This window comes from Haladaptatus halobius (assembly GCF_020618475.1).
Classification (GTDB): domain Archaea; phylum Halobacteriota; class Halobacteria; order Halobacteriales; family Haladaptataceae; genus Haladaptatus; species Haladaptatus halobius.
The window spans coordinates 539687-566643 of sequence record NZ_CP085337.1 but is presented as its reverse complement, the minus strand read 5'-3'; the positions used below and the strand labels follow the sequence as shown (position 1 = coordinate 566643).

Sequence of the window (26957 nt, the reverse complement as noted above, 5' to 3'; positions counted from 1 at the left end):
GTTGCCCCGCTAAAAGATACATTTTAGTGGGGTTGCATGCATGACGTTAGCATGGGATATATTGTCAAGATGCCGAAGCTCGGTCTCGAGATGGAACAGGGGACAGTCTTGACGTGGTCGGTCGAAACTGGCGACGACGTGGCCGAAGGGGACATGATAGCCGAGGTCGAGTCTGAAAAGAGCATCGGAGAGGTCGAGGCACGTGAGGACGGAGTTCTTCGTCGCATCTACGTTGAGGTGGACGAATCCGTTCCACCAGGCAAGCCCATCGGCATCGTCGCTGCGGCCGATGCCGACATCTCCGGTCTCGAAACAGAGGCCGAGGCCGAACTCGATGGGGAGGTAACTGAGGAAGGGGAGACAAAAGCAGCGCCGACGGACGCAAACGCAGACGCGAGTACACCCGACAGTGAAGACTCTGCATCCGTATCCTCGTCGACGGCGACCGTGACCGAGGTGAAGGCGTCTCCGCGAGCGGAGAAACGTGCGGAGGAACTCGGCGTCGATCTGACGACTGTCGAGGGGACGGGTCCACAGGATGCGATCACCGCCGAGGATGTCGAGGCGGCCACTGAAAGTGCCGACGAATCCACGGATTCGGTAAAGGCGTCCCCGCGGGCGAAAAAGCGGGCAGAAGAACTCGGCGTCGACCTGACGACCGTCGATGGAACAGGGCCACAGGGAGCCATCACTGCTGACGACGTCAAAGCGGTCGCAGAGACACCACCAGCAGACACAGGTGAACCGGAGGGTATCCGTCGAATCACCCCCGAGCAGGAAGGCGCGTATCGATACCAGCAAACGACTGCTGTCGCCGACCCACCGGCCGCGAAGGCACTGCTCGAGACGACGGAAGCTGTTCGGACAGCATTTGAGGAACGTGTAACGATAAGTGACGTAATGCTGGTCGTCACTTCTGCGACGTTGACCGACTGTCCTACTTTGAACGCAACCTACTCGGAAGCGACCCACCAGTTGCAGAAGAAACAGGATGTTGCTATCGCCACCGACATCGATGACGACCCAATCGCAAGCGTGATTGCAGATGTTGAAAGCAAATCCGTGACGGACATCGTTAAGGCACGGCAAGAAGGCAGCAGTGACGATGCGAGTGGGCACCAGCCCACCTTCACGCTGGCAAACGCGGCTACTGGTGATGCAGATGGTCGCCTCGTCAATCCACCCGGAGTCGCGACCCTCGAGGTCGACCCGACAGGCCAGCGAGCAATCCCAGATGGCGAGGGCGTCGAGCTCCAACCTCTCGTGACGGCAAGTCTGACGTATGATACCAATGCGATTGGCTTCGATGACGCTGAGCAGTTCCTGGAACGGTTCTTCGAGCACGCCCAGCAGGCGTCCGAACTCGTACTGGGGACGTACCGCGGTAGAGAGTGAACTGCCTCGGGGCTTGACCCCGAGGCACTCGCCCTCCTCAGCCTGTAGAAGCGCAGTCGACTACCGTTCTTCCGTTGCCGACATATCCTGAATCAGAACACCAGTTTCACCGGCTGCCTCGAGCGCTGCCGTCACGTCGACGAGTCGCGGCCCGTTCGCCACCGGCGTGATTTCGACGGTTGCATCCACGAGTTCGAGCTCGCGCTCGCCGTCAGCACCGATGACGCCGTCTGTCACCTCGAACGTCGCCGGTTCGTTCCAGTCGAGCTGTTCGTGTTCGAGAACGCCGACCGATGTCGTCATTCCGGGCGCGATGATCGCCCGGACGGTTTGGGGTGCGGTATCGGGGGCTCCGAAACGGAGTGCAGCGCCGCCAGCTGCATCGGGTGCTACGGGTTCAATACACCCTGCGACGCAGCTGAGACCGATCTCGGAGGGGTGTGCCCGAGAGACGACCCCGCCGAGCAAATCCGATGGGTCGATGACGGCTCGCGTCCCGACGAACGGTCGGTCGGTGACCTCGACGGCTGCCAAACCGGTGAGACGCTTTTCACCACTGACGTCATCGGCTCGTGCGTCGATCATCCCGTGTCGATAGGTCACCCCGCCAGTGTCGACGATGCCAGTGGCCATGACTGCTGCAACTGAGCCAGCCACTGTTCCGTCGACAGGTGTCGGCACGACGTTATTCGTCCCCGTTGAGACGGAGACGAGTGGCACATCACCAAGTTCGAGCGCCACGTCACGAGTCGTCCCATCGCCGCCGAGGACGACGACGATATCAGCGCGGTCACGGAAATGCGCGGCTGCTCGCCGCGTATCTGCTGCCGACTCCTCAAGAGACATGGTTACCTGCTCGATGGCAATCTCGTCCGGTGCTTCCCCGATAGCGTAGTCGGCGATTCCAGTCCTGTCGGGCATGACTTCGACGCTTGGTGGGTCGTCGACGACAGTCAAGCCGTTGAGGACGCACTCTGCGACGCGACGCTTCGCATAGTTGTCGACAACGCTCGCACCGCCCGTGAGCCGGCGAATATCACGGCCAGCAGCGGGGTTGACGATGAGTCCAACGTGGGCCACGTGTGGGACTCAGACGATTCGCTCGATAGCGTCTTGAACCTCTTCGCCGTCGGGCAGAACCTCCTGTTCGAGCGGCGGACTGAACGGCATGTGGGTGTCGGGTGTCCCGACCCGCTGGATCGGCGCATCGAGGCTGTAAAATGCGTTCTCCATCGCGCGGGTTGCGACCTCAGCGTGGATACCGTATGAAAGTGGACTCTCGTCGGCGACCACCAGTCGCCCCGTCTTCTCGACGCTCTCGACGATGGTGTCGGTGTCCAGCGGATACAGCGAGCGCGGATCGATGATCTCAATGCTCACCTCTCCTTCCATCTCTTCAGCGACGGTCAGGGACTCACCGACGAGTCGCTGTGTTGCCACCACAGTTACGTCGGAACCTTCTCGCTCGATGTTGGCTTCACCGAGTGGAACCGTGAAGTCCTCGTCCGTCGGAACCTCCCCCTCCTGTTCGTAGATCATCTTGTTCTCGAAGACGAACACAGGATCGTTCGACCGAATCGCAGCCTTCGTCAGTCCCTTCGCACTCTCGGCTGTGCCAGGAGCAACGGCCTTGAGACCTGGAAAGTGTGCAATCCAGGTATGGACAGTCCCTGAGTGCTGGCTGGCCGCCCCCATGCCGCCGCCCTCGGTCGCACGGACGGTGACAGGCATCTCCGTCTTTCCGCCAAACATATAGCGCATCTTCGCCATCTGATTCATGATTTGCTCCATCGAGACGCCCATGAAATCGCTAAACATGAGCTCGACGACTGGACGCGATCCGGTCGCAGCTGCGCCCGTTGCAGCACCAATGAAGCCAGCTTCGGCGATGGGCGTGTCGCGAACGCGTTCCTCACCGAATTGCTCGAAGAGGTCACCTGTCACTTCGAGAACCCCACCGAACAGGCCGACGTCCTCACCCATGATGAAGACGTCTTCATCGCGTTCAAGTTCCTCTCTCAGTGCCTCCCGGATAGCCTCGCGAACTGTCATCGTCTCCGTCTGTTGTTGTTCGAGTTCTGCTTGTGCTGTCATTGTGAATCACCATCGGTTATGCCGCCATCAGCACGTGGTCTGTTTGCGAACTGTTCGATCTCGGGCACCGATTCGCCGAACATATCGTCGTACGCTTCCTCGGGAGCCGGCAGGTCGGCGTCTTGCGCGTACTCGACTGCGTCGGCAATGGTTTCCTCGACCTCGGTTCGCATCTCTTCGAGTTCGTCTTCAGTGAGTTCGTCGCGCTCGATGAGCCGATCTTTAAACGATTTGATAGCGTCTTGTTCCTTCCAGCGCTCGATCTCGTCTTCGTCGCGGTAGGGCTGTTCGTCACCTTCGTAGTGGCCTCGGTATCGGTATGTATTAGCCTCAATGAGTGTTGGGCCATCGCCGGCACGAGCACGTTTCCGTGCTTCAGTGACAGCCTCGTTAATCGCTATCACGTCCATTCCATCGACAGTCACACCTGGAATGTCGTATGCCTGTGCAGTATCACTAAGATTGCCGACGTTATGTTGTTTCCCGACCGGTGTCGCCTCCCCGTACTGATTGTTCTCAACGAGGTAAATCACCGGGAGATTCCACGTTGACGCCATGTTGATAGCCTCATGCGTTTGCCCCTGGGCGACCGCACCATCGCCAAGGAATCCAAGCGCGACTTGATTTCGGCTCTGATAATCGATCGTGAGCGCCGCGCCGGTCGCTAGCGGGGGCCCTGCCCCGACGATGCCATTCGCGCCAAGCATTCCGGAGTCTACGTCGGCGATGTGCATCGACCCTCCCTTCCCGTTACAATAGCCGTCCCGTTTTCCAAACAGTTCGGCCATCATTAACTTGGGATTCAGTCCCTTTGCGATGCAGTGACCGTGGCCTCGGTGCGTGCTGGCGATGTAATCGTCCGATTCGAGGGCAGCACATGCCCCAACAGCAACTGCCTCTTCGCCGATGTACAAGTGGACGAATCCCGGGATTTCACCGTCAGCAAAGTATTCGCCAGCTGTAGTGTCGAACTCTCGAATGGTAAGCATTCGACGGAGTGCTTCTCGACGCCCATCTTCTGTATTTAAGTCATACTCAGCCATGATACGTTGTATGCTATCATTCATCACGATATATGCTTAATTATCATTTCCGTAGATACAGAGAGTTGTATTTTGTTATATTAATTTAGGAATAATAACTGGTGTCTCATCTCTGTTTCTTCATCGTCGCATCTGTCATAAATACTATATCGGGGAAACCCGCGACTTTAGGCCCAGGAGGAAGCGTGTTCGCTTGGCTATACCACCCCAGCTACTTTTCTGTAGATACTGAGTCAGCGGGCACTTATGCGCCTGTGTGAGCACGTACTGAATATGGCCGAAACCGACCGTTCGTCCCCCGACGCAGATGATCTGGCAGGACTTCTGCCGGAGCACAGTCTCCTTTCTCGAACAATATCTGGACATGCAGTGAGCCATCGGTAACGAAACCCGCTTCCGGACTCTCCATTTCCTCACCGAAAAGGTAGACATTGCTGGTGTCACTCGGTACGTCAAGTTGCCGCGAGGCTTCGTCGTAATCGGGTTTATCAAGATCAGAGGCCGCACCGATACCATCGCCTTTACCGCCACCATCGCGATCTTGCTGCTCGGCGTTTGGTGTGAACTGAAAATTGTCCTCCTACGGTACGGATAGAGTATCCACGAGACGATGATGCGTTCAACGATTGAGCAGTAGTCCGCTTCCGTGACACCCATCTGTTTGACGATCACTTTCAATCGGAGCACATCGTTCCGCCGAGAAAGTGTCCATTCACCCCCCGAGTGAGGGGGATGTCATCCATCTTCCTCGGAGGAACCACAGCACGGCGATCAATGTTGAGATAACATACGATAACGCGATCGCATACCAGACACCGACGATGCCCGTCTCGAACCACTGTACAAATACGTAGCTCAGCGGGAGTCGGAACATCCACAGCTCCTGGACGGAAAGTGCCATCGCGAGTTTCGTATTCCCGCTCCCTCGGAAGGCCGCAAGTGTAACCTGGAACACGCCGAGGAAGATCATTGCAGGGCCGACAATCCACACATATGCGGCACTGTTCCGGACAATGGACTCGACAGAGCCATCGTTCGTCTCAGCGGTCAGAAAGACGCTGACGATAGTTTCCGCAAAGGGATATGCGGCCGCAACGGCGAATACGAACACAACTACGACCATTCCTGCGCTCAAGTACACTGCTTGTTTTGCGCGCGTCACCTGGTCAGCCCCGAGATTCTGGCCGACAGTGGTCTCCGTTCCTCTCGCGAGCCCGAGGGCCGGTAAGAACAGAAGTGCGGCGAGATATTCGGCGATTCCATAGGCTGCGACGGCGGCGTCGCCTTCTATCGCGATGATCGCGGTCAGAATTGCGACGCCACTCGCACGAACACCCATCTCGATTGCCGTCGGGACGCCGACCGTGACAATTTCGGAGAGCGTCGTTCGTCGCAATCTAAGCGTTTCAAGTGTGACGTTGAGTCCACTCCGGCCGGAAAAGAGAATATAGAGGCCGAGCAAGGCGGCAATCGACCTAGAGAACACCGTCGCGATTGCAGCCCCCTCAACGCCGTAGCCGGCGAACCCCGTTTGCGCCTGGAGCATCGTTTCGAGCGAGTCAAGTCCAGCCCATTCGAAGAGCGGATTGGCAGCAAAACCGTGGATAGCAATCGGATCGATGAGGACGTTAACGAACACACTGAGCTCCATCAATGCAAGCGGCGTTCTCGTATCGCCCCAGCCTCGAGCTATCGAATCGAAGATAAAAAACCAGAACATAGGCACTAATCCAAGAAACGTGATACGTGTGTATCGAACAGCAAGTGTGTGCGGTTCCGTTCCAGGTGCCGCGCCAACGAGGGCGAGCAACCACGGTGTGAGCGTGTAGCCGCCGATCGATAACACGATCGAAATAATCGTAATGAACGAAACGGTTCCGCCTGCAATTGTGTTCGCGTGGACTATGCGGCCAGAGCCTTTGTTTTGTGCGACAAGAACTGTCCCCGCCGTAGTCAACCCAAGCCCGATACTGATAACGAGAAAGATGACCGGCCACGAGTAACTCATCGCTGCGACCGCGTTGGCCCCGAGATGGCCGATCCAGTACAGATCGACCAAATAATAGACAATGTCGAGAGTCTGTGATAGAACGATCGGAGCAGAGAGGAGAAGCAGTGGTTTGAACAACTTCCCATCGGTTACGTTGACTGATCGATCGCTAATGATCGTGTTCGACGCATCTTGCTTCAGGGCCGTGATCTCCTCGCTGTTCGAATCATTGCTAGCCGGATAATTCTCATCGGTCATTCGATCCTCGCAAATCTCCCGATAGTTGCGAAATTAGACACCTGCTGGGCGTACCGCCTCGATCCGTCAATAGTGTTGAAAACCGTGTGGAGGTCATCGCTCAACTCAACAACTGTCTGTTTCCATTCATTGATCTCGGTCAGTGTCAGGATACCTACCGAATCCTCATCAGCAGGGAGCGGTCGCTTCCAGCCCCCGGTGTCAAGCCACGCGCTGGGAACGAATACGAACGTCGTCATTCCTTAGATCCACCCAGTTGCCCAAAGGAGTGAGGCGATGAAGACGAGTTGAACTAGCAACCGAAACCCGAGAGGTGTCGCTGGCTTCCTGTTGATTTCAATGCCTTCTCGTACGGCAACGACGTTCGCCGGGAATATCACCACGAGAAGCACGGCCAGTCCGAGACCAGCCCACGATGCGAACGCTGGCAGGAGTAGCCCAATTGCGCCGGCAATCTCTGCAAGGCCGGTGAGCGTCACTAACAATCCAGGAGTCGGCAACGCGTCGGGTACCATCTGGATGAGAGCATCTCGAGTTCCCGCGAAATGAGAGAGGCTTGTGAAGATGAACATCACAGCCAGCCCAAGTCGAGTGGCAGTCGCCCAGGAATCGAAGGTCGTCACGCCGAGCGTGCCAAGACTGCGGAGCACCACCAGTACGGCGAGGAGCAGTACAAGGGGGACGACGACGTACGGATTACTGCGCCTGTTATCAACGTTCTCGATTGCGATTTTTTCCATGGTACTCCGACGTCTCAACGGAGCATGAGGGTACTGCCGAACAGTTCTGGTGACCTCGATAAACCCAAAGCATGGGTCGCATCCGTCAGCGGTGGTAAATATAGTTGTGTCGCTGAATCCGCGAACCGAACTCAATACACTGCTTGAGTAAGAATCCTCGCTTCGATTTTCTGGAGGTGCTCGCCCACTGTCGCCACACTGAGTCCAATTTCGTCGGCGAGATCTCTGATACCCGCCCGCCGCGGGACATCGTAGTACCCCTGTTCAACGGCAGTGATCAGAATCTCACGCTGACGATCAGTTAGTAATGATCGGAGGCGATTACTCTCAGAATGATACTCACCTTTTCGTTCAAGTGTAGTGGCAACTAACTCTTTCGTCCCGTCGAGAAGCCGACGCAATCGATCGGTTTCTCCGATAAACGTAATTCGAAGACGACCGTCAGGTAGGAACTCTATTGGCATGTCGATTATCACTTCGACATTCTGAAGCCTCAATAGGAGTAATTTAAGCGGTTCATCCAGCTTGCAGTGTAGATACACAATCCCGTCACCGTGCTCATGGACATCATAGTGTAACACATCTTGGTTTTCGTCGAAGATTGTTCGCGCATGGGTGAGGTCACCGCGAAGCTGGTAGAGTAAAACGACCGTTCCATCAGTCAAAACGTTGAAGTGGTGCAGATATTCTCGAATCACTGTATCGGTATTCATCAAATCAAAGGCCGATATGAGGGCTCCATCGTCCGGATCAAGTAAGACCGTCATGTACTTCATGGTCATCTCATAGGAAGGGTGGCAAGAAAAACAGTTGCTTGAGTTACTTGGGATCGACGGAGGGATTGAAGTGTGCGACGAATTCGTCAAGTTTGGCTTCGAGAGCGATGACGCACCCAGTGAGTGTCTCAACTCTCACGACAATTGTGGCTGATGATGAGATGTCTGACTGCCTCATCCGTCATCCAACTCCAGTGGATTCACTGGTTGTGCTGGACGATGGAGGACGTCCCCCTTGCGACTACTTCGAATGACCACTTCCACATTGACCTCCCAATCGGGGAAGCAGTAGGTACACGGCGTGTAGAACGCGAGCAACCCATCGGAGAGGGGGGTGACGCGCCAAGATATCTTCGGGCTCTGAACTGGCGTGAAACAGGCAGGTCACAGTGCGGTCGTCTTCAAGCACGTCATTTTTATCGTCCGACCTGTCCATCCTGATATATTCTCCGTCTGACTCGCCCATCTCAGCAGCGTCCGCTACAACTATTCGAACTCACCAATTTCGAGATTCCAAGGCACTCATCGAATACTTCCACAAGTGAGCAACAAACAACATTAAAGTCCAAACTCCGTCCACAGTGGGTAGTGATCCGAAATACGGAACGATAGGGCGTGCATCGTCAGGTCGCGACGTGGGAGCGCAATCTCTCGAAAGTCGAACGACCCTGCCTCTCGATATTCGAGTGACAGTGCTGGCTGGCCGTGCTCACCGGTGAACCACGCGATCTGGTCATAGAACTTCGCAGTCGGGTGGTCGACGTCGGCGAAGATCGTGCGCGGCACCTCGTGGAGGTCCGCCGGAACGTGGAGCCCGGACGAGGTAAACGCCTCGTAGCGCTCATCGCCGATGCGGTCGATGTTGAAATCACCGAGGGCGATGAGATTGTGATCCCACGAATTGACGTTTCGCGCCCACTGGTCGAGCCAGTTGGCAATCGCCCGGAGCTCGGGTGTCCGTTCGTCAGCGGAATCCCCATAGAGAACGTGCAATGTGACGAGGATGAACGTCTGGTTTCCAGCTCGAAAACTCACCGCATACGGCGTCCGGGCGAACTGCCGCTGGAGTGCATCCGCGTCAATATCGTCAAGCTCCTCAGCGGGAACGACGAGTTCACCAGCGAGTCCACTGAGCTGGATACGACGCCGGTCGAAGAGGAAGGCGAGACGCTCGCCATCACCTGCATCGCCTCGAGTGATGTCGGTTAATGCGAGCCCCCAGTCGTCGCCGAGGAACTGCAGGGCGTGCCGGAGGGCTTTGAGCGCTCCCGTGACCTCCTGAATGGCGATGATGTCGAACCGACGGATGACTTCAGCAATAACACGAAGTGAGTGCAGATCACGTTTCGGACTATCGCCATCGCCCGCCAGCCATTTCTCGGTCAAGTCACCGAACTCACGGATGTTCCATGTTCCGATGAGGAGATTTTCGTCGACGATTCGAGGTGGAATTGCTTCATCAAGTGACGTAGTAAACGCATCGAGATCCGCTTGAACGTCGTCTGGAGGCGTGTCTGTCATGTGGGGCATATTCAAATCACTGATCTTCGTTTTAAGGAAGTAGGTGTATGTCATCATAAGTATTCGCGCGATAAGGGGGTTGTGCCGGGCCAAATAGTCGAGATCTTGCTAAATGGTTACCCCCGAGCGGTTTCAGCGCCGAAGTCCACAAGCTGGAGCCAGAAGAGGGTGGCCAGTTCCGCATCACATTCACAGCCGACACCGAGGAGTTAGAACCCTACTCGCACTCGTTCCACGGAACGTACCTGGAGCTGGTGCCGGGCGAGCGGATCGTCCATACCGACGAGTTCGAGACCGATGAGCCGGGAATGGCCAGCGAGATGACGACCACGATCACCTTCGAGCCGGTCGCCAATGAAACCGAGGTCTCCGTGCATCAGGAAGGTATTCCCACGGATATCCCCGTTGACGATGCCACGGCAGGGTGGACTGACTCGCTCGAAAACCTCGCTCGGCTATTGGAGGAAGCATGACCGAGAGCGAGACACCCAACAGCGGCCTGCCCATCCAACGAACGTTTGACGCTCTGGACGAGCACATGTATGGGGTGTGGAACAATTCCTGGCATGAGCGTGTGAACGCGCTCATCAGTATGAAAGCTACTGACAGAGAGAATACGAGGGAGGAGTCCAGATGACGACAAATATCGAACCACGGATTCAGAAAGATGTGGATGAGTCAAGACCCCGGAGACCGCTCATAAGCTATGCACTGTGGATTATTCAGGGGCTACTCGCACTCCTCTTTCTGTATACTGGCGGAACGAAGCTACTCTTACCGCTTGAAATGTTGACAGCGCAGACGCCAGTACCACTATCAGGTCGCTTCGTGCGATTCCTGGGCGTGACTGAAGTACTCGAGGCACTTGGTCTAATCCTCCTAGGACTGCTGCACGTTTGGGTGAGCCTGACACCGCTGGCCGCCGCAGGGTTGGTGATCATCATGAGCGGTGCAACGGTGCTCACGGTGGTGGGCGGTGGTGGCACATTGGCGCTAATTCCGCTGGTGATAGGGCTCCTTGCAGCGTTTGTCGCCTACGCCCGCTGGTCTCTCCGACCGCTCAGCGACTGAAACTGTATCAAGAACCTACAAGGCTCGTATTTTTCGACCCCATACGTTGACGAGCTTCGGTGAGTACTTTCTACACACCTCCACTCGACATACTCATCGTCGGTAATACGAAGAGAACCTAGTTTCTTATTGGCCGTCTGAAGTGCTATAAGATACCAATCAACAATGATGGGTGTATCAGTGAGAAGGGAGAAAGCCTCCATCGAAACCAAAATTCTATAATGTCGTGGAAGAATCAGATTGCGTCAAGGATGTTCAGATACCCCGACCCATAGTAGGCCTTATTGTACCCGTCAGGTACAGTAGCAGCCTGCTTCAGCGCCGATTCGAGTTGTGCAGGACTGTAGTTAGGATTGTTCGCCTTCACGAGAGCAGCAGCGCCTGAGACATTCGGTGCTGCCATCGATGTACCCGCAGCCCACCCGTAAGAGTACTCAACGTCACCTGTGATCTCGCCATCATCGTTCCGTTTGAACTCAGCGACGGTGCTCAAGACGAGATCAAGATACCAGAGGGGATTATCAGTCTCAAGATCTGCATCGCCACCGGGAGCGCCGAGATCGATGGCATTCGTTCCGTGACATCCTTCCCGCCGTGAACGGCGGGGCTTCCACACAGTGAGATTCCGGCAATGCCGTAGGTTTCAGTCCGAGTAAGCCGCGAGCGTCATCTGCGAGGGTTTCTCACTCGTCTCGCGGTGGACTGTGGCGCTGTCACGGGCGCTCCCGTCCTGTGGCGTGTCATCGCGTTCCGGTTTCCAAGGAACGCTCTCACCCCACGGGTCTACGCGACCGGCGATATTCGCCGCCGCGTTGATATCCGCTTGGAACTCTGAAACGTGGCAGTCGTTGTTCGTACACCGGAACTCAGCTTGCGAACCACGCCGTCCGATGCGACCGCACGCGTGGCACGTCTTGGACGTGTACCTGGGTTCACGTATCGAGCCGGGATGCCGGCTTCCGTCGCCTTATCTTCGATCCAGTCCTGTAGGCGCGCGAACGCCCAGGCGTGAAGACGGCGGTTCATAAACTTCCCGTAATCCAGATGATCACGGATGTACGACAGGTCTTCGAGAACAATTACAGGATTCTCGAACTGTCGGGCGTACTCGACGGCCCGCCGAGAGACTTTCTCGACAATATCCGTGAGCGCGTTCTGGTAATGGCCGAATCGTTCATCGGTACGCCACTCGGATGTGTTCCGTTCCTGAAGGCGTTTCAGGGTTGTATACATCTCTTTCCGGAGGTATCGGGCGCGACTACCACTCTCAAGCATCGGTTTCGTCGGCGTATTGCGCCTAAGGGCACAGCCCGTAATCAACGCGGATTCGCCGATATCGAACCCGATGTACGTTTCGCCACCGTCAGTTTCGGGGTCGTCTACCTCGTATTCGACGGCGATGTGGAACACCCAACTACTCCGGTTCTGTTTGAGTTGTATCTGGCCTGCTTTAGCGTCACCTTCGAGAAGGTCGTTCCAAAGCGATCGTTGTTCCGGGTTCAACCGAAGCGGTATCCAGAAGTTCGTTCTGTAGCCGGGAAGTGGGACGTTCCAACAGATTTCATAGTGCCGTGATTCGTCTCGGTCGAACTTCGCGGCTTGATTCGTGAATCGGAGCGGATGCTCGTCGTCCAACTCATGGGCGTTGTACGTCTTGTGAAGTTGCGGGACGTAACTACAGAGCGCCGCTTTTGCCTGATACGGTAAGTCGAACGGCGTCACAACGTCACTGACGCCACCCATCGTATCTGCCCCTAAATCGAACGCTTCGTCTAAGGCTTCGCGGTAGGTCGAGAGAAGGCGACAAAGACGAACCGCTTTGCCCTGTGTTGGCGGGGCAAGCGTGGCTTCGAGTGTCTTCGTCACCGTCCCTACTATGTGTACTTATACACAGACACCACACTTATACATTGCGGTGTTGTAGAGCGATGTGATGCAACGAAAGCAGATAACGATTCGAGAAGACCAAGAAGAGTGGATAAATGAAAACCACATCAACCTCTCAAGTCTTGTCCGAGGCTGTATTGACGAACGTATGGAATCCAGTTCTGCCGATTAACGGTGGACTGGTAGTAGAGATTACACGATTCACGCCCGGCCTAAAGGCCGGGATTCTCTCGCTGAATAAAGATAGAACGTCACTAGGACAGAGAATTCGCCTTCGAATTTTAATGAATCGTAACCTCGTAGTCGTCAACGCTTATGTCGATAAGACTCGTTGCCTCGTACTCAGTCTCGTCAAGCGCGGTCTCGCCCACCTTTCGGATGATGACCACAATGTCCACAATCTCCGTGCCGATATCGTCGAAAGCGTCGCAGATAGCCGCCAGCGTTCCGCCTGTCGAAACCAGGTCGTCGACAATGAGCACACGGTCGCCCTCGTCGATGTCATTAATGTACATCTCCGATTCTGAGTAGCCGGTCGTCTGATGGAGTGCCACTTCGTCTTCGAGGCCGTACGAGCGCTTGCGAATGACTACAAGTGGAATATCCGTTTGAAGCGAGAGGGCAGTCGCAATGTGGATGCCCATCGCTTCCGGGGCGACGATCTTGTCGACATCCAAGTCTGCCGCGCGCGCAACTCCAATTACGACCTCCCGCAGCAGTGTGGGTTCGAGCATTGGTACCCCGTTACTGATTGGATGGACGAGGTACTGATACCCATCTTTATCGATAATCGGTGCTTCGTGCAGTGACTCGCGAAGCCGTTCCATGAACTTCGATTAACTAATTAGAGGAAAAGCTATTCGTTCTCCGCCAGCGAGCCAGTGGATTAGCAGACATAGTACAGAAATGATTACTCATCCTCTGCGAGAAGTCGGTAAGCGCTTGTACGTGAATATGTGACATTGAACTGCTCATCTAATAGCCGTTGGACAAGAAATTCATTCCAATCTTCAGCGTCGTAACCGGCGTTGGCAGGTGGTTCTTACAGTAGTTGGGAGACTTCGATTCGCTTTTCAGAATCAAGTTTTGGCGGATAACCGGGATGATCTTTATCGCTGGTCAGGTTGTTAATTGAGTCTTCTTCGAATCGTTAGATCCAGTTCTACACGGTCTTGCGAGAAAGCCCGTACCACTCAGCTAGATCCGTCTATAAGATACTCTACTTATATGCAATCGTGACCATGAACCGTTTCGTCGCTTGAACGTCATCCACATCATAGAGCGTATTCCGGAGTTCATCGACCGAAACGTTCTCCAAATATCTCATCACAGCAGATAACGAACGGATTGTGCAATTTGTTTTGGGAAGTACGGTAGCTCCTCAGCATTTCTTTTATGTGAGATCTTCCGAATATGGTATAAATGGGCTATTTGCTATCAACCTAAATACCGGTCTCCGGCGAGCTGAGCAGACCGTCGAGTGCCGCCCGCGGGTCGTCACCGTGCTTTATAGTCAAAGAAGCTAACTGTGATGACTGCGTCACGAAACCTAATATGAACCATCCCTCAGGTAACTATGATTCTCTCCCCGCATTCCTTAGAGATACATTCAGCGGAAGGGATCTTGGGTTTCTCCTAGTGTTGTCCCTAGGGAGTTCGATATATTTTTATCAAGCGTACGGAATAGGGCTGATCGCGATTCCGATTGTGGCTGCAGTAGCAGTAACAGTAGAGCTGGCCATTTATACCACCTTACAGCCGCATTTTTCAAAAGAACATGAGCTTGAATTTGAAGAATCACATGAAAATACTCAACAAACCCAACCGGTTACTGAACAAATCCAGCAGAATTGGTTACTTCCAGTTTCTTTGATTGGTATTGTACTCGGATGGATATTATTACTCTGGCTCTTCGTTAGCGCTCCTACTAATCCAAACCCAGAAATTTCAATCAATCGAATTATATCGGAACTAAAACTAGCAAGTATGGGTTCGATTGCTCTTGGTCTTGTTTTACTCAGTGGAGAAGGGATGTTATCGTCACTTGATTTTGACTACGTCGAATAACACAGGTAGATTGAACGACTTCACTTCCAGTGGTCTCTGTCTCCACCAGTTCAAGAGGCGAAAATATGCCGAGAGCAATTTCATTCGTGATCAGGAGAGGAGGCGGGAGTAATATCTTGAGGAGTGCTCTCGTCGGCGGTATCTTGCTGAACGTGACTCGTATCCTTCGGGACGACATTATCAAGGATGAGCGAAATCAACGCAGTCATTACAACAGCTTCACCGAAGAATGTCTGTGCTTGCTTCGGGAGTTGCTGAAGGGCGTCTGGACGCGTGGCAACACCGAGGCCTACGCCGATAGATGCAGCGATAATCACCATATTCCGCTGATTGAGCGTGACATTGTCATTGAGGATTTTAAACCCATTTGATAGCACCATTCCGAACATGACGAGCGTTGCACCACCAAGAACTGGGTTCGGCATCGTCGCGAACAATGCACCCACCTTTGGAACGAAACCAAACAGCACCAAGATCGCACCCCCGATAGCAACAACGATCCGACTCATGATTCCAGTGAACGTAACGACACCAACGTTCTGTGCAAAGGATGTATTCGGGAAAGCTCCGAAGACACCCGCCAAGCCACTCATTACTCCATCTGCGATGAGACCGCCTTTGAGTTCTGACTCCTCTGGTTCGCGGTCTTCGACGGCTGTAATTGCAGATATATGACCGATCGTTTCCATTGAGGTTGTTATGTACAGCACCCCCAGAATTAGAATTGGAACTGGTTTGAACTCGATACCAAATTTAAGCGGGACAGGATAGGCGAACCACCCTGCGGAAGCAACGGGGGAGAAATCAACAAGGCCGAGTATTGCAGCAGTGACGTAGCCGACAGCGATGCCGATTAGCAGGCTGAGGATTCGAAGATAACCTGAGAACAACTGATTGAGCCCGATTGCGACAACGAACACCAGACCACCGATAGCGAGGTTAACTGGGGCACCGTAGTTTGAGGCCTCGACGCCGCCAGCAAGATAATCCATTCCAACTGGAATAAGATACAGGCCGATAATCACAACAATGAGTCCGTTCACCAGTGGTGTAAAATATGACTCAAACCATTCAAACTTCCAGCCGATGAAAATCTCGACAACGGCTGCAACGATACACGCACCGAAGGCTGCTGCGAGGCTATACTGTGTCGCAACGCCGATAATCCCGCCGACGAATGCGAAACTCGTTCCCATCACGATGGGGAGACGTGCGCCAACCGGGCCAATTGGGATCGCTTGTACAATCGTCGCGAGTCCGGCGAAAATAAGTGCCATCTGAATAAGAAATGTCGTTTGCCCTGTTGCAAGCCCTACTGCACCTGCGATGATAAGCGGTGGTGCAATGTTTGGGAGGATCATTGCGAGGATGTGTTGCAACCCTAACGGAATTGATTCGAGCAGCGGTGGCCTGTCATCAGCTCCGTAAATAATGTCGACATTAGATGTCTCACGCGACATAGTTACGAGATATTACCTACGTTATCATATAGCTAGGTATTTGTTGGCACGATAGCCATACAATTGTGTGGCCAAACAAAGCCACATATCTTGTGAAAGTTCGCAAACGATTTGCCACGAACGGTGAATCCACTTCATGCCGTCAGAAAATCTATAAAGCTGATGTTTAACTGAATATGGTTAACAAAAGAGTTTAGAGTAACCCTGTACAGTTATTCACCGAAATGGAGTCGGATAGCCCGACCGTGACCCGAAGAGCGGTACTTGCATGTACAGCTCCAGGGATTATAGCGGGGCTTGGGGGCTGTCAGGCTATCCGGCAGAAGTCTCGAGCTTCACCATCGGTTTCGATCCTCTCTGCAGGTAGTCTACAGCTCGCGCTCAGCGAAGGACTCACATCAGAAATTGACGTTCCTCTCGAAATCGAGAGCCACGGTTCTGTTACCGCCGCACGAATGGTTGACGAAGAGCAACGAAACCCTGACATCGTCGCACTCGCTGAGCCAGCCCTGTTTGATTCTATCCTTCAAGAAGCGTGGTACACAAAGTATGCCAGCAATGCTATCGTCGTTGCCTATAATTCGGATACCAAAGCGGGAAGACGAGTTGCCAGCGCAGATCATTGGTATGCACCACTGCGAGATAAAGAAGTGACCCTCGGTCGCACCGATCCGACACTCGATCCACTTGGCTATCGCACACTTTTCTTGCTCCGCCTCGCAAGCAAGTTCTACGAACGACCTGATCTCACCAACGACATACTGAGGGCACGGCAACTGTATCCCGAAACCGAACTTCTCAGTCATTTCGAGACGGGTGGCCTTGATGCGGCCGTCGTCTATCGTAATATGGCGGTTGAACGGGACTACGAGTATATTGACCTTCCTGACCAAATCGACTTGAGTAATCCCAAGTACGTTGACAACTGGTACTCGACCGTATCGCACTCGCTAACAGAAAACCGATCCGTGACTGGTGGGGTGATTAGCTACGCAGCAACGATTTGTGACGGTCACTACAACGAACGAACGCGCAGCGTCTTCGAAACACTCATTCAAGGGAATTACCTCGAAACATTCGGTTTCCGTATCCCCTCATCATACCCAACATACAAAGGACATGTTCCAGCGACGCTCACGCCGTAACACATTGACCAGTGACTGGCGAACAATAACAGTACTACTTGGATCTATCTTGCTCCTCTACTATCTCGTACCGCTCGTCTCGCTCATCAGTCAGACGCCAGGAACGCTCACTGTGAAGCTACTGCAGAGTGAAATCAGGAATGCAGCAGCCACCTCACTAGCGAGTGCGCTGACGAGTACAGCGATCGCCACCCTGTTAGGCGTTCCGCTGGCATATTGGCTCGCTCGCACGACATCTTGGAGACAAACCGTTGTAACTGCACTCGTTGTCCTGCCGCTCGTCTTGCCTCCGGTCGTCAGTGGAATGGTGCTTCTGTCAGTGTTCGGCCCGAATGAACCCATCGGGGCTGCAGCCGCCCAAGCAGGGATCCCACTTACGCGGTCGTTCGCTGGAGTCGTACTCGCACAGACATTCGTTGCGTCACCCTTTGTGGTGGTGACGGCAAAAGCCGCGTTCGAGGGTGTGGATCGACAACTCGAACACGTTTCACGAACGCTCGGCAAGGATAGCATGACAACATTCTGGGCGATCTCATTGCCGTTAGCAAAGCCGGGAATCATTGCTGGAATCACATTGGCGTTCGCTCGCGCGATGGGAGAATTCGGTGCGACGGTGATGATGGCTTACTACCCGCGGACAATGCCGATTCAGATTTGGTTCGCGTTTATGTCCCGTGGTCTTGAAGCCGCCTTTCCCGTGGCGATCATCCTACTCCTGATTTCGGTCGGAGCACTTGTAGTGCTCACTGTTCTCGGCAAAAGTCCATGGAGATAATAATGCTGGAACTCGATGACCTTGTCAAACAGTATTCTGACTTTAGGCTCGGTCCAGTCAACATGACGGTCAAGGATGAGGTGCTTGCCGTGCTCGGGCCATCTGGTTGCGGAAAGACAACGCTGTTATCAATGATTGCGGGTATCTGTTTGCCCGACGAAGGCACTATTCGACTCGATGGTCGCATCCTCGACGGCCTAGCGTCGGAAGACCGCAATGTTTCCTTGCTCTTTCAGGATGGAGCACTGTTTCCGCATATGACTGCCCGTGAGAATATTGCCTACGCAGCTACATCCCCGAATATTATCACGGAACTCGCTATGAGTCTAGAAATCACCGACATACTCCATAAGCTACCGAATGGGCTTTCTGGTGGTGAAAAACAGCGTGTCGCGTTGGCACGGGCTCTCGCTGCCGACCCAGCAGCACTGCTCCTCGACGAACCGTTGACAAACCTCGATGCCCCGATCAAAAATCGGCTGCGTGGGGAACTACGGTCGTTTCTCGCTGATCTCGACATCCCGGTGCTTTACGTGACCCATGATCAACAGGATGCGAGCGTCCTCGGTGATCGCATTGTAGTGATGCGGGACGGGACGGTTCGTCAGGCCGGAACGCCGAAGGAAGTCTTCGAACGCCCGGCGTCTTCGTTCGTTGCTACGTTCACTGGAAATCCGAACCAGTTTAGAGCGCTAGTACGCGAGTGTGAATCCGCAACTCAACTGGATTGGGAGAGCTATACTATTGAAATGGGAGCTGATTCGGCCGTTTCACCGGGTGATGATGTTGTATTCTGTGTTCGTCCTGAACAGATTCGTCTCTCTGGCGATGCCGAGAATGACCCTGAAGAGAACGTGATTCCGTGTAAACTAATACGGCAACATTTCGCCGGCAACTCATACTGGGTGACGGTGCGGCCCGACGGCACCGACCATGAGGTGATGGTTCATCTGTCTCCAATGGTCTACAAACAATACAATATTGACAACCGCGACCGTATTTGTATTTCACTTCCAAAGATGGCTATTCACCTCTGGAAGACTCAATGCTAAGACCCTGTTCTTCAGGATCGGTATGATATCAATTGGGATGTGATTTGCGAAAAAGAACTACGTCCACAGCCGAAGTTGAGTCACAGAAATTGCCAAATACGTCCGCTCTTCTCACGGCTTGTGGCAGAATGGAGTTGAAACCATGTGGCTACTCAGTATACTGTTGGAGATTGTCCCGGGAATCAATATCCTGTGTGACACCAGCGTCGTTCGTTTCGATCAGCACGGATTCGTCGTGTTCCTCGATTAGTCGCCGACCACCCCGATCACCAGCCACGTCTGAAAGTGCAGCGAAGTGCTTCGCGTCGAAGAGAACGGGGTTGCCGCGTTTTCCATTGTACGCTGCCGCAATGATGGTACCTGTACCACTCCGATACGCATTCACTAGAGCGTCCATCGTTTCGGAATCCACAAACGGCATATCTCCAAGTGCGAAGATGGCGGCATCCCAATTTCGATCTTGAGCAACCTCAACCCCGACGTGAACCGACGTACTCTGACCCTCGGCGTAATCCTCGTTGTACCGGAATGATACACCTAAATCAATTAGTTGATCGCGAACTGCTTCGGCGTCATGTCCGATGACTACGAAGGTTTCATCGAGACCAGCGTGCAAGAGTGACTGCACCGAGTGACGAATGAGGGGTTCATCATCGACTGATGCAAGAAGTTTGTTACCGCCTTCAAAACGCTCGCCTTTGCCGGCGGCGAGAAGAATGCCGCCGATGACCCGTCTATCATCGTCGAAAGTGAGTGGATCACTACCCTTGCTGTCTGAAATTTCATCGCCAGTCATTCTGTCGCTGTGTACGGGACGACGCTTACTGGTTCCTCTGTTTCAAATCCGGACTCTGTCAAGACGAATCCATCCGAACGGGTCGCCCGAGTACTTGAAGAGAGGACGCTCGGATCGAACATACCGTCGTACACGGAAAGTGATGAACTCTCGTGTCCGAGCGGTTCTGCAACACCGTCATTAAGAGTAACAGGAATGGCATACTCGAACCCCTCCGTCGGCACATCTATTCCGACACTAGCAGTGGCTGTCACTCGCGGAAGAGACTTTACGCCGGTAAAGAACGGCCGCAACACAAGCGTCGCAATAGTATGAGCGCCGACTGGTTTGCCAGGGACGGCAAATACGACAGCATCGAAATCTGGAATCGTCGCGGCTGCAATCGGTTTTCCGGGACGGACACGAACTCTGTGAAACCGGACATTACCCAACGACCGGAGTTCACGAATGACGTGATCTTTTTTGCCAACGCTCGTCCCACCTGTAGTAATAACCACGTCGCGTTCTGCTGCAATTGTTGCGATAGCGTCCTCAACGCGGTCGTACTCGTCAGGTACGGCTCCCTCGTATTCTACCTCGTGATTCCACGACCGAACCAGCGACGCCAGCATTGGTGAGTCCAGGTCGGCGGTTCGCCCCTCCTGAATTTCGGTTCCAGTTGCCAGCAGCCCAATATCGAACTGCTTTGCAACGGAGACGGAATCGTACCCGAGGTCTCGGAGCAGGATAGCATCCTTTGCTGAGAGACGTTCACCGGCCTCAAAGAGGGTCTCCCCTGCGGCGACGTTGCTACCTCGTTTGTATACGTACGTACCGGGATCGATGTCTGAACCGCGAAGGGTTTCGTCGCGAACGGTCGCTTCTTCGATTTTCAGTACAGCATTAGCCTCCTCAGGAATCGGCGCACCAGTGGCAACGCGCACGGCTTCGTTCGCTTCCAAGGATGGCGGGTCGTCCTCAGGAAACACCTCCCCGTCGATGACTTCAAACGGGTACGGTTCGGTCGCGTCAAACGCGAATCCATCCATTGTAGAGTGACTATGCGCAGGCACGTCAAATTCAGCAACGAGTGAGTCAACCAGCACGTATCCCTCGAATGCTTCAGTTATCGGGACACGCTCGGCCGACTGTGTCTCCAGTGCTTGAGACCGAAGCGAGAGCACCAACTCGACGGCTTCGGATCGACTGATTATATCACCGTGGTCATGGGTGGGATGACCGTGATCATCTGACATACTTGGAGGTCTCGGTGTTCGTCTATATCCTTTATGTCGCTAATCGATGATAACCCACTGATCTTGGTAGCGTTCAAGGACTTCACGAGAGTGCTCGTCGAGTGGATGATCCCGGTCAGGAATATCAATTTCGTGGTCTGGCTCGAAGAGTTTCGTCGTGAAGTAGCGATGACCGGTGTCTGTGACAATGGTCACGATTTCGTCGAATTCGGGGTGTTCACGAGCCATTCGGATAGCCCCTTCGACGTTGGCCCCACTGGAAATGCCGCAGAAGACGCCTTCCTCCTCGGCGAGCGAACGGGCGCGCTCGATAGCGGCATCGCTCTCGACAGTCACCACACCGTCGAGGAGTTCTGGATCGAGGTTCTTAGGTACGAACCCGTCACCGATACCCTCAATTTCGTGCGTTCCCCACTGGCGACAGGATAATAAGGGCGCTTCCTTCGGTTCGAGAGCATAGATAGACGTATTCGAATCTACTTCGCGGAGTCGCCGACCGACGCCAGTGACGGTTCCACCCGTACCCTGCCCCGCAACGAATGCATCCGGGGCGCCGCCGAGTTGCTCTACGATTTCCGGGCCAGTGGTCTTTTCGTGAGCGATTGGGTTGTCGGGATTGCTGAATTGGTTCGGAAACCAATACTTGCCTGGGGACTCATCGAGCATCTCCTCAACGCGGTTCACTGCGAGATCAACGTCGCTCTCACCACCGGGCGTTTCGATGAGTCGACCGCCGTAAGCTCGAATAACCTTCTTGCGTTCCTCGCTCATTCCTTCTGGCATGACGATCGTCACGTCGTAGCCGAGCTGGGTACCGACTAGCGTGCATGCGATCCCGGCATTACCCGTCGAGCACTCGATGATCTCCATGCCCGATTCGAGCTCACCGCGATCCTCAGCAGCGGTGATCATTTCGTGGTAAATACGGTCTTTGATGCTGCCCGACGGGTTGACGAATTCGAGTTTGGCGTAAATGGTCGCATCAACGTCGTCGCTAGCGTTCGGGAGTTCCACCAATGGCGTCTCGCCGATGTTTGCGAGTATATCAGTCGCGGCGGAATCTATATTATTGTCTGACGGGGTCATACGTCCATACATCTACTCCAAAGTAGAAATATCCACTGAAATTAAAGATTATTTACATAACTTACCTAATATGGAGAATTTGCTTGAACGTATCCTATCTAATGGACGAGTCTGAAAGGATTGTCTGAAAAGGTGATGGACGCTATTATGGCACTTCCCCTCGACTCCCTCGACAGAGCTACTCATCTTCTGGAAGAGGTACGATTCGTCCTTATCAGAGAACATGCTATTTTCCCATACATCGAGGTTACAATCTTCGATGGCCGATCGCTTCTTCGATACTGTGTTCCTGACCTTGCCCAGGACAGTTGGGCCCCATTCGTCAACAGTGGTGCGTACCTCTTCGGACTGCTAGATGCGCTCCAGTTGCGGGCACAAGCGATCTCGCTCCAACTCAGTGCGGGAACGCCACTGGCAGACATCGTCAACCCGGTTTTAGAGTTCCTTCTGCACCCGATAATCATGGCCACCTACCCATACATTGCGACCATCTTGGCCTTAGCTTTCACTGTTATTCAGATAGAAAACAGGGATCTTGGCGTCCCAGCCGCGTTACTGGAGCCTTAGTGCCGGGGAGCTGATTAACAGAAGGTGACTGACGGCGACCGCCTATTACTTATTTTCGGCAACTTCGAGCGTTTCTGTCTCGAAGGACGAGACAATGGCACGGTCAAATCGATCAGTTTGCTCAAAAACCGTCGATACAATATCGCGCGCTGTTTCCCTCTGGGCAGGTGTATCGGCCTTATTGACCAGCAGTATTGCGGTCGCCTCAGCAGGTACGTCCTTAAGCCCACCAGCTTCGTCCGCGAGTACTGTACCCACAGCTTCGGACGTGAGAGGAGATGCGATGTCGAGTCCAGTGATCGTAGATACCCGTTCTGGACGGTGAACTATCGGTGCTTCCAGTGGAGCCCCGACTGCGCGAACCGAAGCGACCACGATGACCGACGTACTCAGCTCCGGAATGACGGGTTCGTTCGATCCGGGAGCCTTGAATTCGCGACGGCGAGCGCCATCGGCCTTGACCAAAATCACGTCAAGTGTGCCGTGCCTAAACAATGAATTGATGACAGTTTGGTCATATCCACGAACCTTCTCGTCAGCACGTTTTGGATTTTCGACTCGATCGCTGGCGAATGCTACAGGAGTCTCGTAATCGACAAGTGCCGCTGGAAGTTCATCCGGGAAAGCCAACACGAGCGGGAACTCGTCCGGCGGTGGCATATGAGTCGTTGTGGTATACCCCGCCGTGAGATTACGGTTCGTCATCTCCATGGCAAGATAGCGCATTGCCGTCTTTTTGCCGCCTGCGCCGACGAACGACACGAGTTCCCGGTCATTCAATCCGAATGCTCCGGCGAGGTTCATACTTCACGGTCACATCCGACGGACAATAGTTTTGTCTTAGTGACCGACGGGAAGAGACGACAATGTTATTGATTCGCATGGAGAATGGACGAACATGAAACACGTTGACGTTACGGGTGAAGTTTGCCCGCGTCCAGCACTCATCGTTCGACGAGAACTCGCGGAGATGGAACCTGGCGATGAGCTGTTCGTTCGAGGAGACTATCCGCCGGCGGAGCAGAACCTGCGACGGACGTGTACGAAACACGGATTCAAGGTGACCGAGAGCAGTGATGAAGACGCAACTGAAGCGTTCGAACTCCGTATTACGATGACTGAAGAAGCAATCACATCGGAGCGGAACCGCAATGATTGATACCGATTCTAACCGTGATGACTCTCCTGCTCTCACCGAGTTCGCCGAATTACATGGGTGTTCCTGTAAGGTGGGACAGAACGATCTCGAATCGCTGTTAGCTGAGGTTGGCCTTGATGAACGGCAGGACGACCTCCTTCTCGGCGTCGGGGAGGACGCCGCCGCACAACGATTACACGACAACTTTGCATTGGTCTCTACAGTCGATTTCTTCACGCCGATTATCGACGATCCGTACGACTTTGGACGGGTCGCAGCCTGTAACGCGGCAAGCGACGCATTTGCCACTGGAGCTATCGACAACCTAAGCTGTCTGGTAGTCCTCGGGCTTCCGCGAGAGGTGACGGGACACGCGCCAGCCGTGCTCGCGGGTATCCTCGATGCGTTTGAAGAGATGGATGGGATAGTCGCCGGTGGCCACACGATCTTGAATCCTTGGCCGTTTGCAGGCGGTGCAGTTACGGCGACCGCAAAACCAAGTGACCTTCTCAGTACGCGCAATGCGACACCGGGTGAGCAACTCTACTTAACCAAGCCACTCGGAACCCAACCCGCGATGGGCGCTCTTCGCGTCAAAGACGGTGAATTCGGCGCGACGGTCAGGGACACAGTTGAGCGGTCAATCGATGAAATAGGGGGCGAAGCGCTATCGTGGATGACTACACCAAACCGCGAGGCCGCCGCGGCTGCCCGAGAACTTGCCACGGCGGCGACGGACGTCACCGGGTTTGGCCTGTTAGGACAGGCCAGAGTCCTCGCAAAGAACGCTGATGTCGGGGTCGAGATAACCTCTCTTCCCATCATCGAAGGGACGATCGAATTGTCACAACTATTCGGATATGGCCTCGAAGACGGTGAAAGCGCAGAGACGAGCGGCGGTCTCCTCCTATCAGTGCCGTCCAACCGGACTACAGAGCTAGAGACTGCACTCTCGGATATTGGCGTGTTCTACCGACAAATTGGCCACGTGACCAACACTATCGGCGTGCAACTCGTCGAACCTACGATCGAAGAGATTTCGCGCTAGCGGAGGCGCAGTACTGCTTCAAGGACGCCTCCACCGAGACAGAGTGCCTTGTCAGAAATCTTCGTATGGTCGACCGCTTCACCTCGTGGATCCACATCGCCAAGCTTCGCTCCTTCGGAGACCTCTATATTCTCATGGACTAGGCCTCGAACGAGCCCATCGATTTCCGCTTTCACCGGTTCGTCGTCTACGTGCCCAATGGTGTCACCGGCAGAAACAACGTTTCCGATGGCAGCCTTCGTCTCCCAGTAACCGTCCGTCGGAGCACGAAGCACGCGTTCGTGCGTATACCCGCGGCGCTCGCCGGGTTCGCCATCGTACGCGCTAGTCGTTCCCTCGTAGAAAACGCGCCCGAGTTCGTGGCCGCGATCTGTCTCAACGACGGCGTGGACGTCATCACCTGCTTCGAATCCTGGCCCAAGTCCGATAACGACATCGGCGTCTTCGCGGCGTGTTCCGGTATCGAATCGACCCTTCGCCATGATCGCATCGACAAGGACGCCAGGGTTGAGTTCGTTCGCGACTGTAGCTTCGTGATCCTCAAGGACTGGTATTCCGTCGTCAGTAAGAATTTCAAGCGCCTCGTCAACGGTAGCGGCGCGTCGACCACTGATCCCCTCGATGGAAACTTCGTCCTCGTACATCGCTTCGGCGAAGGCGACAGCACGCCTGACGACAGTCGGTTCAGCTACCTCGGTAACAATAACAGGATACCCCGCCTGATGAAGGCGATAAACGACGCCGCTCCCAAGGTCGCCACCGCCTCTGACGACTACGAGATCGTCAAGGTTCAATCGTGATGCTGGTCGCCCGGACGCGTCGTAGCGATCCTTGTTCATCTCCGCAAGGATGGACAAAGCGATGTCCTCTGGGCCACCGCCACCGAGTTTGAGCCCGATTGGGGCACGTACCCGTGCAAGGTCGCGACGACTGTACCCGTCCTCGACGAGCGATTCGATGACGTGCTCGGTTTTCGTCTCACTAGCAACGAGGCCAACATAACCGGCGCCCCCGTCGATGGCAGCGGCGACGGCCTGCTGGTCGAACGTCCCGCTGCGTGTTGCAACAGCGACTGCAGTCTCGGATGTCATCGGGAACCTCTGGAGTACGTCACCGTACTCGCCGTGAATTACGTCTGTACTACTGGGGAATTGCTCCGGATCGGCGAATTCCTCGCGGTCATCAACGACAGTGACGTCGTAGCCCAGCCGCTCTGCAAGCGCCGCCAGGTCGATACCAATGTGGCCACCACCAGCGATGTAAAGGCGCGCTCGTCCGCGGATGCGGTCAATGAAAACGTCCATCGAGCCACCACACACCATGCCTGTGTTTCCGCCAGGTTTGAGTTCATACGTCCTAACACCGGGGGATTCGTCGCCCCGTAATACGGATCGGGCAGCTTCGATGGCGAGTCCTTCAACTGTGCCACCGCCGATGGTGCCAAGTTCGTCGTCCTCGGTGACGAGCATCCGCGTACCGACGTTCCGTGGAGCACTGCCGTCCTTCCCAACCACGGTCAGCATCGCTGCCGGTTCGCCTCGATCGACAAGTTCGGTGATTTCTTCGAAGACGGTCATACGAAGTTCTTTGTCTCCTGTTCGAGTACGAGTTCTATTACCTTATCGTACGAGATACATTCGACGTCCGGCGGGAGGTCGACACCACGAATCGCAACATCCTTTTCGACTGCGTAAGTAGAGACATTAAGTTCTGGCTCTAGGAGGACGCCGTCCTGGATTAGGATGATGCGGGCGTCGTCGTCACCTTCGGCGGTTCTGAACGCGATCTCGGCCATTGGTTTGTCAACGAGATA

27 protein-coding genes and 2 pseudogenes are annotated in these 26957 nt (G+C 54.4%); 11 read left to right on the top strand and 18 right to left on the bottom strand.

Annotated elements, in window-relative coordinates; translation table 11 throughout:
* Positions 1–51 precede the first annotated feature (51 nt).
* Entirely contained in the window at positions 52–1395 is a 1344-nt protein-coding gene (locus LIW51_RS26550) for an E3 binding domain-containing protein (RefSeq protein WP_227378456.1), read from the top strand.
* 60 nt (positions 1396–1455) lie between these two features.
* Here the strand turns inward: LIW51_RS26550 and LIW51_RS26545 are convergent, their stop codons facing one another.
* From LIW51_RS26545 to LIW51_RS26510, 8 genes are all read right to left on the bottom strand, one after another.
* The gene (locus LIW51_RS26545) at positions 1456–2475 is read right to left on the bottom strand and encodes an NAD(+)/NADH kinase (RefSeq protein WP_227378455.1); all 1020 of its coding nucleotides are present in this window, start codon (positions 2473–2475) and stop codon (positions 1456–1458) included.
* A gap of 9 nt (positions 2476–2484) precedes the next feature.
* Entirely contained in the window at positions 2485–3489 is a 1005-nt protein-coding gene (locus LIW51_RS26540; RefSeq protein ID WP_227378454.1) for an alpha-ketoacid dehydrogenase subunit beta, read from the bottom strand.
* A complete protein-coding gene (locus LIW51_RS26535) occupies positions 3486–4532 on the bottom strand; it encodes a thiamine pyrophosphate-dependent dehydrogenase E1 component subunit alpha (RefSeq protein ID WP_227378453.1) in 1047 nt (348 codons plus the stop codon). Before LIW51_RS26535 ends, LIW51_RS26540 begins: the two co-directional genes overlap by 4 nt.
* Before the next feature lie 712 nt (positions 4533–5244).
* Complete coding sequence (locus LIW51_RS26530) at positions 5245–6780, bottom strand: MATE family efflux transporter (RefSeq protein WP_227378452.1); 1536 nt, start codon at positions 6778–6780, stop codon at positions 5245–5247.
* On the bottom strand, positions 6777–7019 hold the full coding sequence (locus LIW51_RS26525) for a hypothetical protein (protein WP_227378451.1): 243 nt from the start codon (positions 7017–7019) through the stop codon (positions 6777–6779). The genes LIW51_RS26530 and LIW51_RS26525 overlap by 4 nt, the downstream gene beginning before the upstream one ends.
* A 3-nt stretch (positions 7020–7022) precedes the next feature.
* On the bottom strand, positions 7023–7520 hold the full coding sequence (locus LIW51_RS26520) for a DoxX family protein (protein ID WP_227378450.1): 498 nt from the start codon (positions 7518–7520) through the stop codon (positions 7023–7025).
* A gap of 131 nt (positions 7521–7651) precedes the next feature.
* Positions 7652–8296 (bottom strand): helix-turn-helix domain-containing protein, encoded by a 645-nt coding sequence (locus LIW51_RS26515; protein ID WP_227378449.1) that lies wholly within the window; start codon positions 8294–8296, stop codon positions 7652–7654.
* 558 nt (positions 8297–8854) lie between these two features.
* On the bottom strand, positions 8855–9817 hold the full coding sequence (locus LIW51_RS26510; RefSeq protein ID WP_368411860.1) for an endonuclease/exonuclease/phosphatase family protein: 963 nt from the start codon (positions 9815–9817) through the stop codon (positions 8855–8857).
* 110 nt (positions 9818–9927) lie between these two features.
* Between LIW51_RS26510 and LIW51_RS26505 the strand changes: the two are divergent.
* From LIW51_RS26505 to LIW51_RS26495, 3 genes and pseudogenes are all read left to right on the top strand, one after another.
* A pseudogene (locus LIW51_RS26505) lies at positions 9928–10290 on the top strand (SRPBCC domain-containing protein); the annotation flags it as partial.
* A complete protein-coding gene (locus tag LIW51_RS26500; protein ID WP_227378447.1) occupies positions 10287–10454 on the top strand; it encodes a hypothetical protein in 168 nt (55 codons plus the stop codon). The pseudogene LIW51_RS26505 and the gene LIW51_RS26500, both read left to right, overlap by 4 nt.
* On the top strand, positions 10451–10888 hold the full coding sequence (locus LIW51_RS26495; RefSeq protein ID WP_227378446.1) for a DoxX family protein: 438 nt from the start codon (positions 10451–10453) through the stop codon (positions 10886–10888). Before LIW51_RS26500 ends, LIW51_RS26495 begins: the two co-directional genes overlap by 4 nt.
* A 235-nt stretch (positions 10889–11123) precedes the next feature.
* Here the strand turns inward: LIW51_RS26495 and LIW51_RS26490 are convergent, their stop codons facing one another.
* The 3 genes and pseudogenes from LIW51_RS26490 to hpt form a co-directional block, all read right to left on the bottom strand.
* The gene (locus LIW51_RS26490) at positions 11124–11504 is read right to left on the bottom strand and encodes a S8 family serine peptidase (protein ID WP_227378445.1); all 381 of its coding nucleotides are present in this window, start codon (positions 11502–11504) and stop codon (positions 11124–11126) included.
* A 27-nt stretch (positions 11505–11531) separates the two neighbouring features.
* A pseudogene (locus LIW51_RS26485) lies at positions 11532–12766 on the bottom strand (RNA-guided endonuclease TnpB family protein).
* Between the two features lie 290 nt (positions 12767–13056).
* Positions 13057–13602 carry a hypoxanthine/guanine phosphoribosyltransferase gene (gene hpt, locus LIW51_RS26480; RefSeq protein WP_227378444.1) on the bottom strand — a complete coding sequence of 182 codons (546 nt, stop codon included), beginning with the start codon at positions 13600–13602 and terminating at the stop codon, positions 13057–13059.
* 880 nt (positions 13603–14482) lie between these two features.
* On the opposite strand from hpt, the gene LIW51_RS26475 reads away from it, so the two are divergent.
* Entirely contained in the window at positions 14483–14842 is a 360-nt protein-coding gene (locus LIW51_RS26475; RefSeq protein ID WP_227378443.1) for a hypothetical protein, read from the top strand.
* 80 nt (positions 14843–14922) lie between these two features.
* Here the strand turns inward: LIW51_RS26475 and LIW51_RS26470 are convergent, their stop codons facing one another.
* Positions 14923–16302, bottom strand: coding sequence for a uracil-xanthine permease family protein (locus LIW51_RS26470; RefSeq protein ID WP_227378442.1), 1380 nt, complete (start codon positions 16300–16302; stop codon positions 14923–14925).
* Positions 16303–16757: 455 nt separating this feature from the next.
* Here LIW51_RS26470 and LIW51_RS26465 point away from each other — a divergent pair, with 455 nt between their 5' ends.
* From LIW51_RS26465 to LIW51_RS26455, 3 genes are read left to right on the top strand one after another with little or no spacing between them, the layout of a single operon-like run.
* Positions 16758–17447: a substrate-binding domain-containing protein gene (locus LIW51_RS26465; RefSeq protein WP_255767561.1), complete on the top strand. Its 690-nt coding sequence runs from the start codon at positions 16758–16760 to the stop codon at positions 17445–17447.
* Positions 17422–18222 (top strand): molybdate ABC transporter permease subunit, encoded by an 801-nt coding sequence (locus tag LIW51_RS26460; protein ID WP_227378440.1) that lies wholly within the window; start codon positions 17422–17424, stop codon positions 18220–18222. Before LIW51_RS26465 ends, LIW51_RS26460 begins: the two co-directional genes overlap by 26 nt.
* A 2-nt stretch (positions 18223–18224) precedes the next feature.
* Positions 18225–19274 (top strand): ABC transporter ATP-binding protein, encoded by a 1050-nt coding sequence (locus tag LIW51_RS26455; RefSeq protein WP_227378439.1) that lies wholly within the window; start codon positions 18225–18227, stop codon positions 19272–19274.
* A gap of 148 nt (positions 19275–19422) precedes the next feature.
* On the opposite strand, the gene LIW51_RS26450 is transcribed toward LIW51_RS26455, so the two are convergent.
* The 3 genes from LIW51_RS26450 to LIW51_RS26440 are packed head-to-tail and all read right to left on the bottom strand — an operon-like array spanning position 19423 to position 22391.
* Positions 19423–20070, bottom strand: coding sequence for a nucleotidyltransferase family protein (locus LIW51_RS26450; protein ID WP_227378438.1), 648 nt, complete (start codon positions 20068–20070; stop codon positions 19423–19425).
* Positions 20067–21305: a molybdopterin molybdotransferase MoeA gene (locus LIW51_RS26445; protein ID WP_227378437.1), complete on the bottom strand. Its 1239-nt coding sequence runs from the start codon at positions 21303–21305 to the stop codon at positions 20067–20069. Before LIW51_RS26445 ends, LIW51_RS26450 begins: the two co-directional genes overlap by 4 nt.
* 39 nt (positions 21306–21344) lie before the next feature.
* Entirely contained in the window at positions 21345–22391 is a 1047-nt protein-coding gene (locus LIW51_RS26440; protein ID WP_227378436.1) for a PLP-dependent cysteine synthase family protein, read from the bottom strand.
* 135 nt (positions 22392–22526) lie between these two features.
* On the opposite strand from LIW51_RS26440, the gene LIW51_RS26435 reads away from it, so the two are divergent.
* Positions 22527–22958: a hypothetical protein gene (locus LIW51_RS26435; protein ID WP_227378435.1), complete on the top strand. Its 432-nt coding sequence runs from the start codon at positions 22527–22529 to the stop codon at positions 22956–22958.
* Positions 22959–23003: 45 nt separating this feature from the next.
* On the opposite strand, the gene yqeC is transcribed toward LIW51_RS26435, so the two are convergent.
* Positions 23004–23762, bottom strand: coding sequence for a selenium cofactor biosynthesis protein YqeC (gene yqeC / locus LIW51_RS26430; RefSeq protein ID WP_227378434.1), 759 nt, complete (start codon positions 23760–23762; stop codon positions 23004–23006).
* Positions 23763–23856: 94 nt separating this feature from the next.
* Here yqeC and LIW51_RS26425 point away from each other — a divergent pair, with 94 nt between their 5' ends.
* Both LIW51_RS26425 and selD read left to right on the top strand, forming a co-directional pair.
* Positions 23857–24117, top strand: coding sequence for a sulfurtransferase TusA family protein (locus tag LIW51_RS26425; protein WP_227378433.1), 261 nt, complete (start codon positions 23857–23859; stop codon positions 24115–24117).
* Positions 24110–25144, top strand: coding sequence for a selenide, water dikinase SelD (selD, locus tag LIW51_RS26420; RefSeq protein WP_227378432.1), 1035 nt, complete (start codon positions 24110–24112; stop codon positions 25142–25144). The genes LIW51_RS26425 and selD overlap by 8 nt, the downstream gene beginning before the upstream one ends.
* On the opposite strand, the gene yqeB is transcribed toward selD, so the two are convergent.
* Both yqeB and LIW51_RS26410 read right to left on the bottom strand, forming a co-directional pair.
* Positions 25141–26721: a selenium-dependent molybdenum cofactor biosynthesis protein YqeB gene (yqeB, locus tag LIW51_RS26415; protein ID WP_227378431.1), complete on the bottom strand. Its 1581-nt coding sequence runs from the start codon at positions 26719–26721 to the stop codon at positions 25141–25143. The two genes, selD and yqeB, sit on opposite strands and share 4 nt — an antisense overlap.
* Positions 26718–26939 carry a DsrH/TusB family sulfur metabolism protein gene (locus LIW51_RS26410; RefSeq protein ID WP_227378430.1) on the bottom strand — a complete coding sequence of 74 codons (222 nt, stop codon included), beginning with the start codon at positions 26937–26939 and terminating at the stop codon, positions 26718–26720. Before LIW51_RS26410 ends, yqeB begins: the two co-directional genes overlap by 4 nt.
* Positions 26940–26957: the final 18 nt, after the last annotated feature.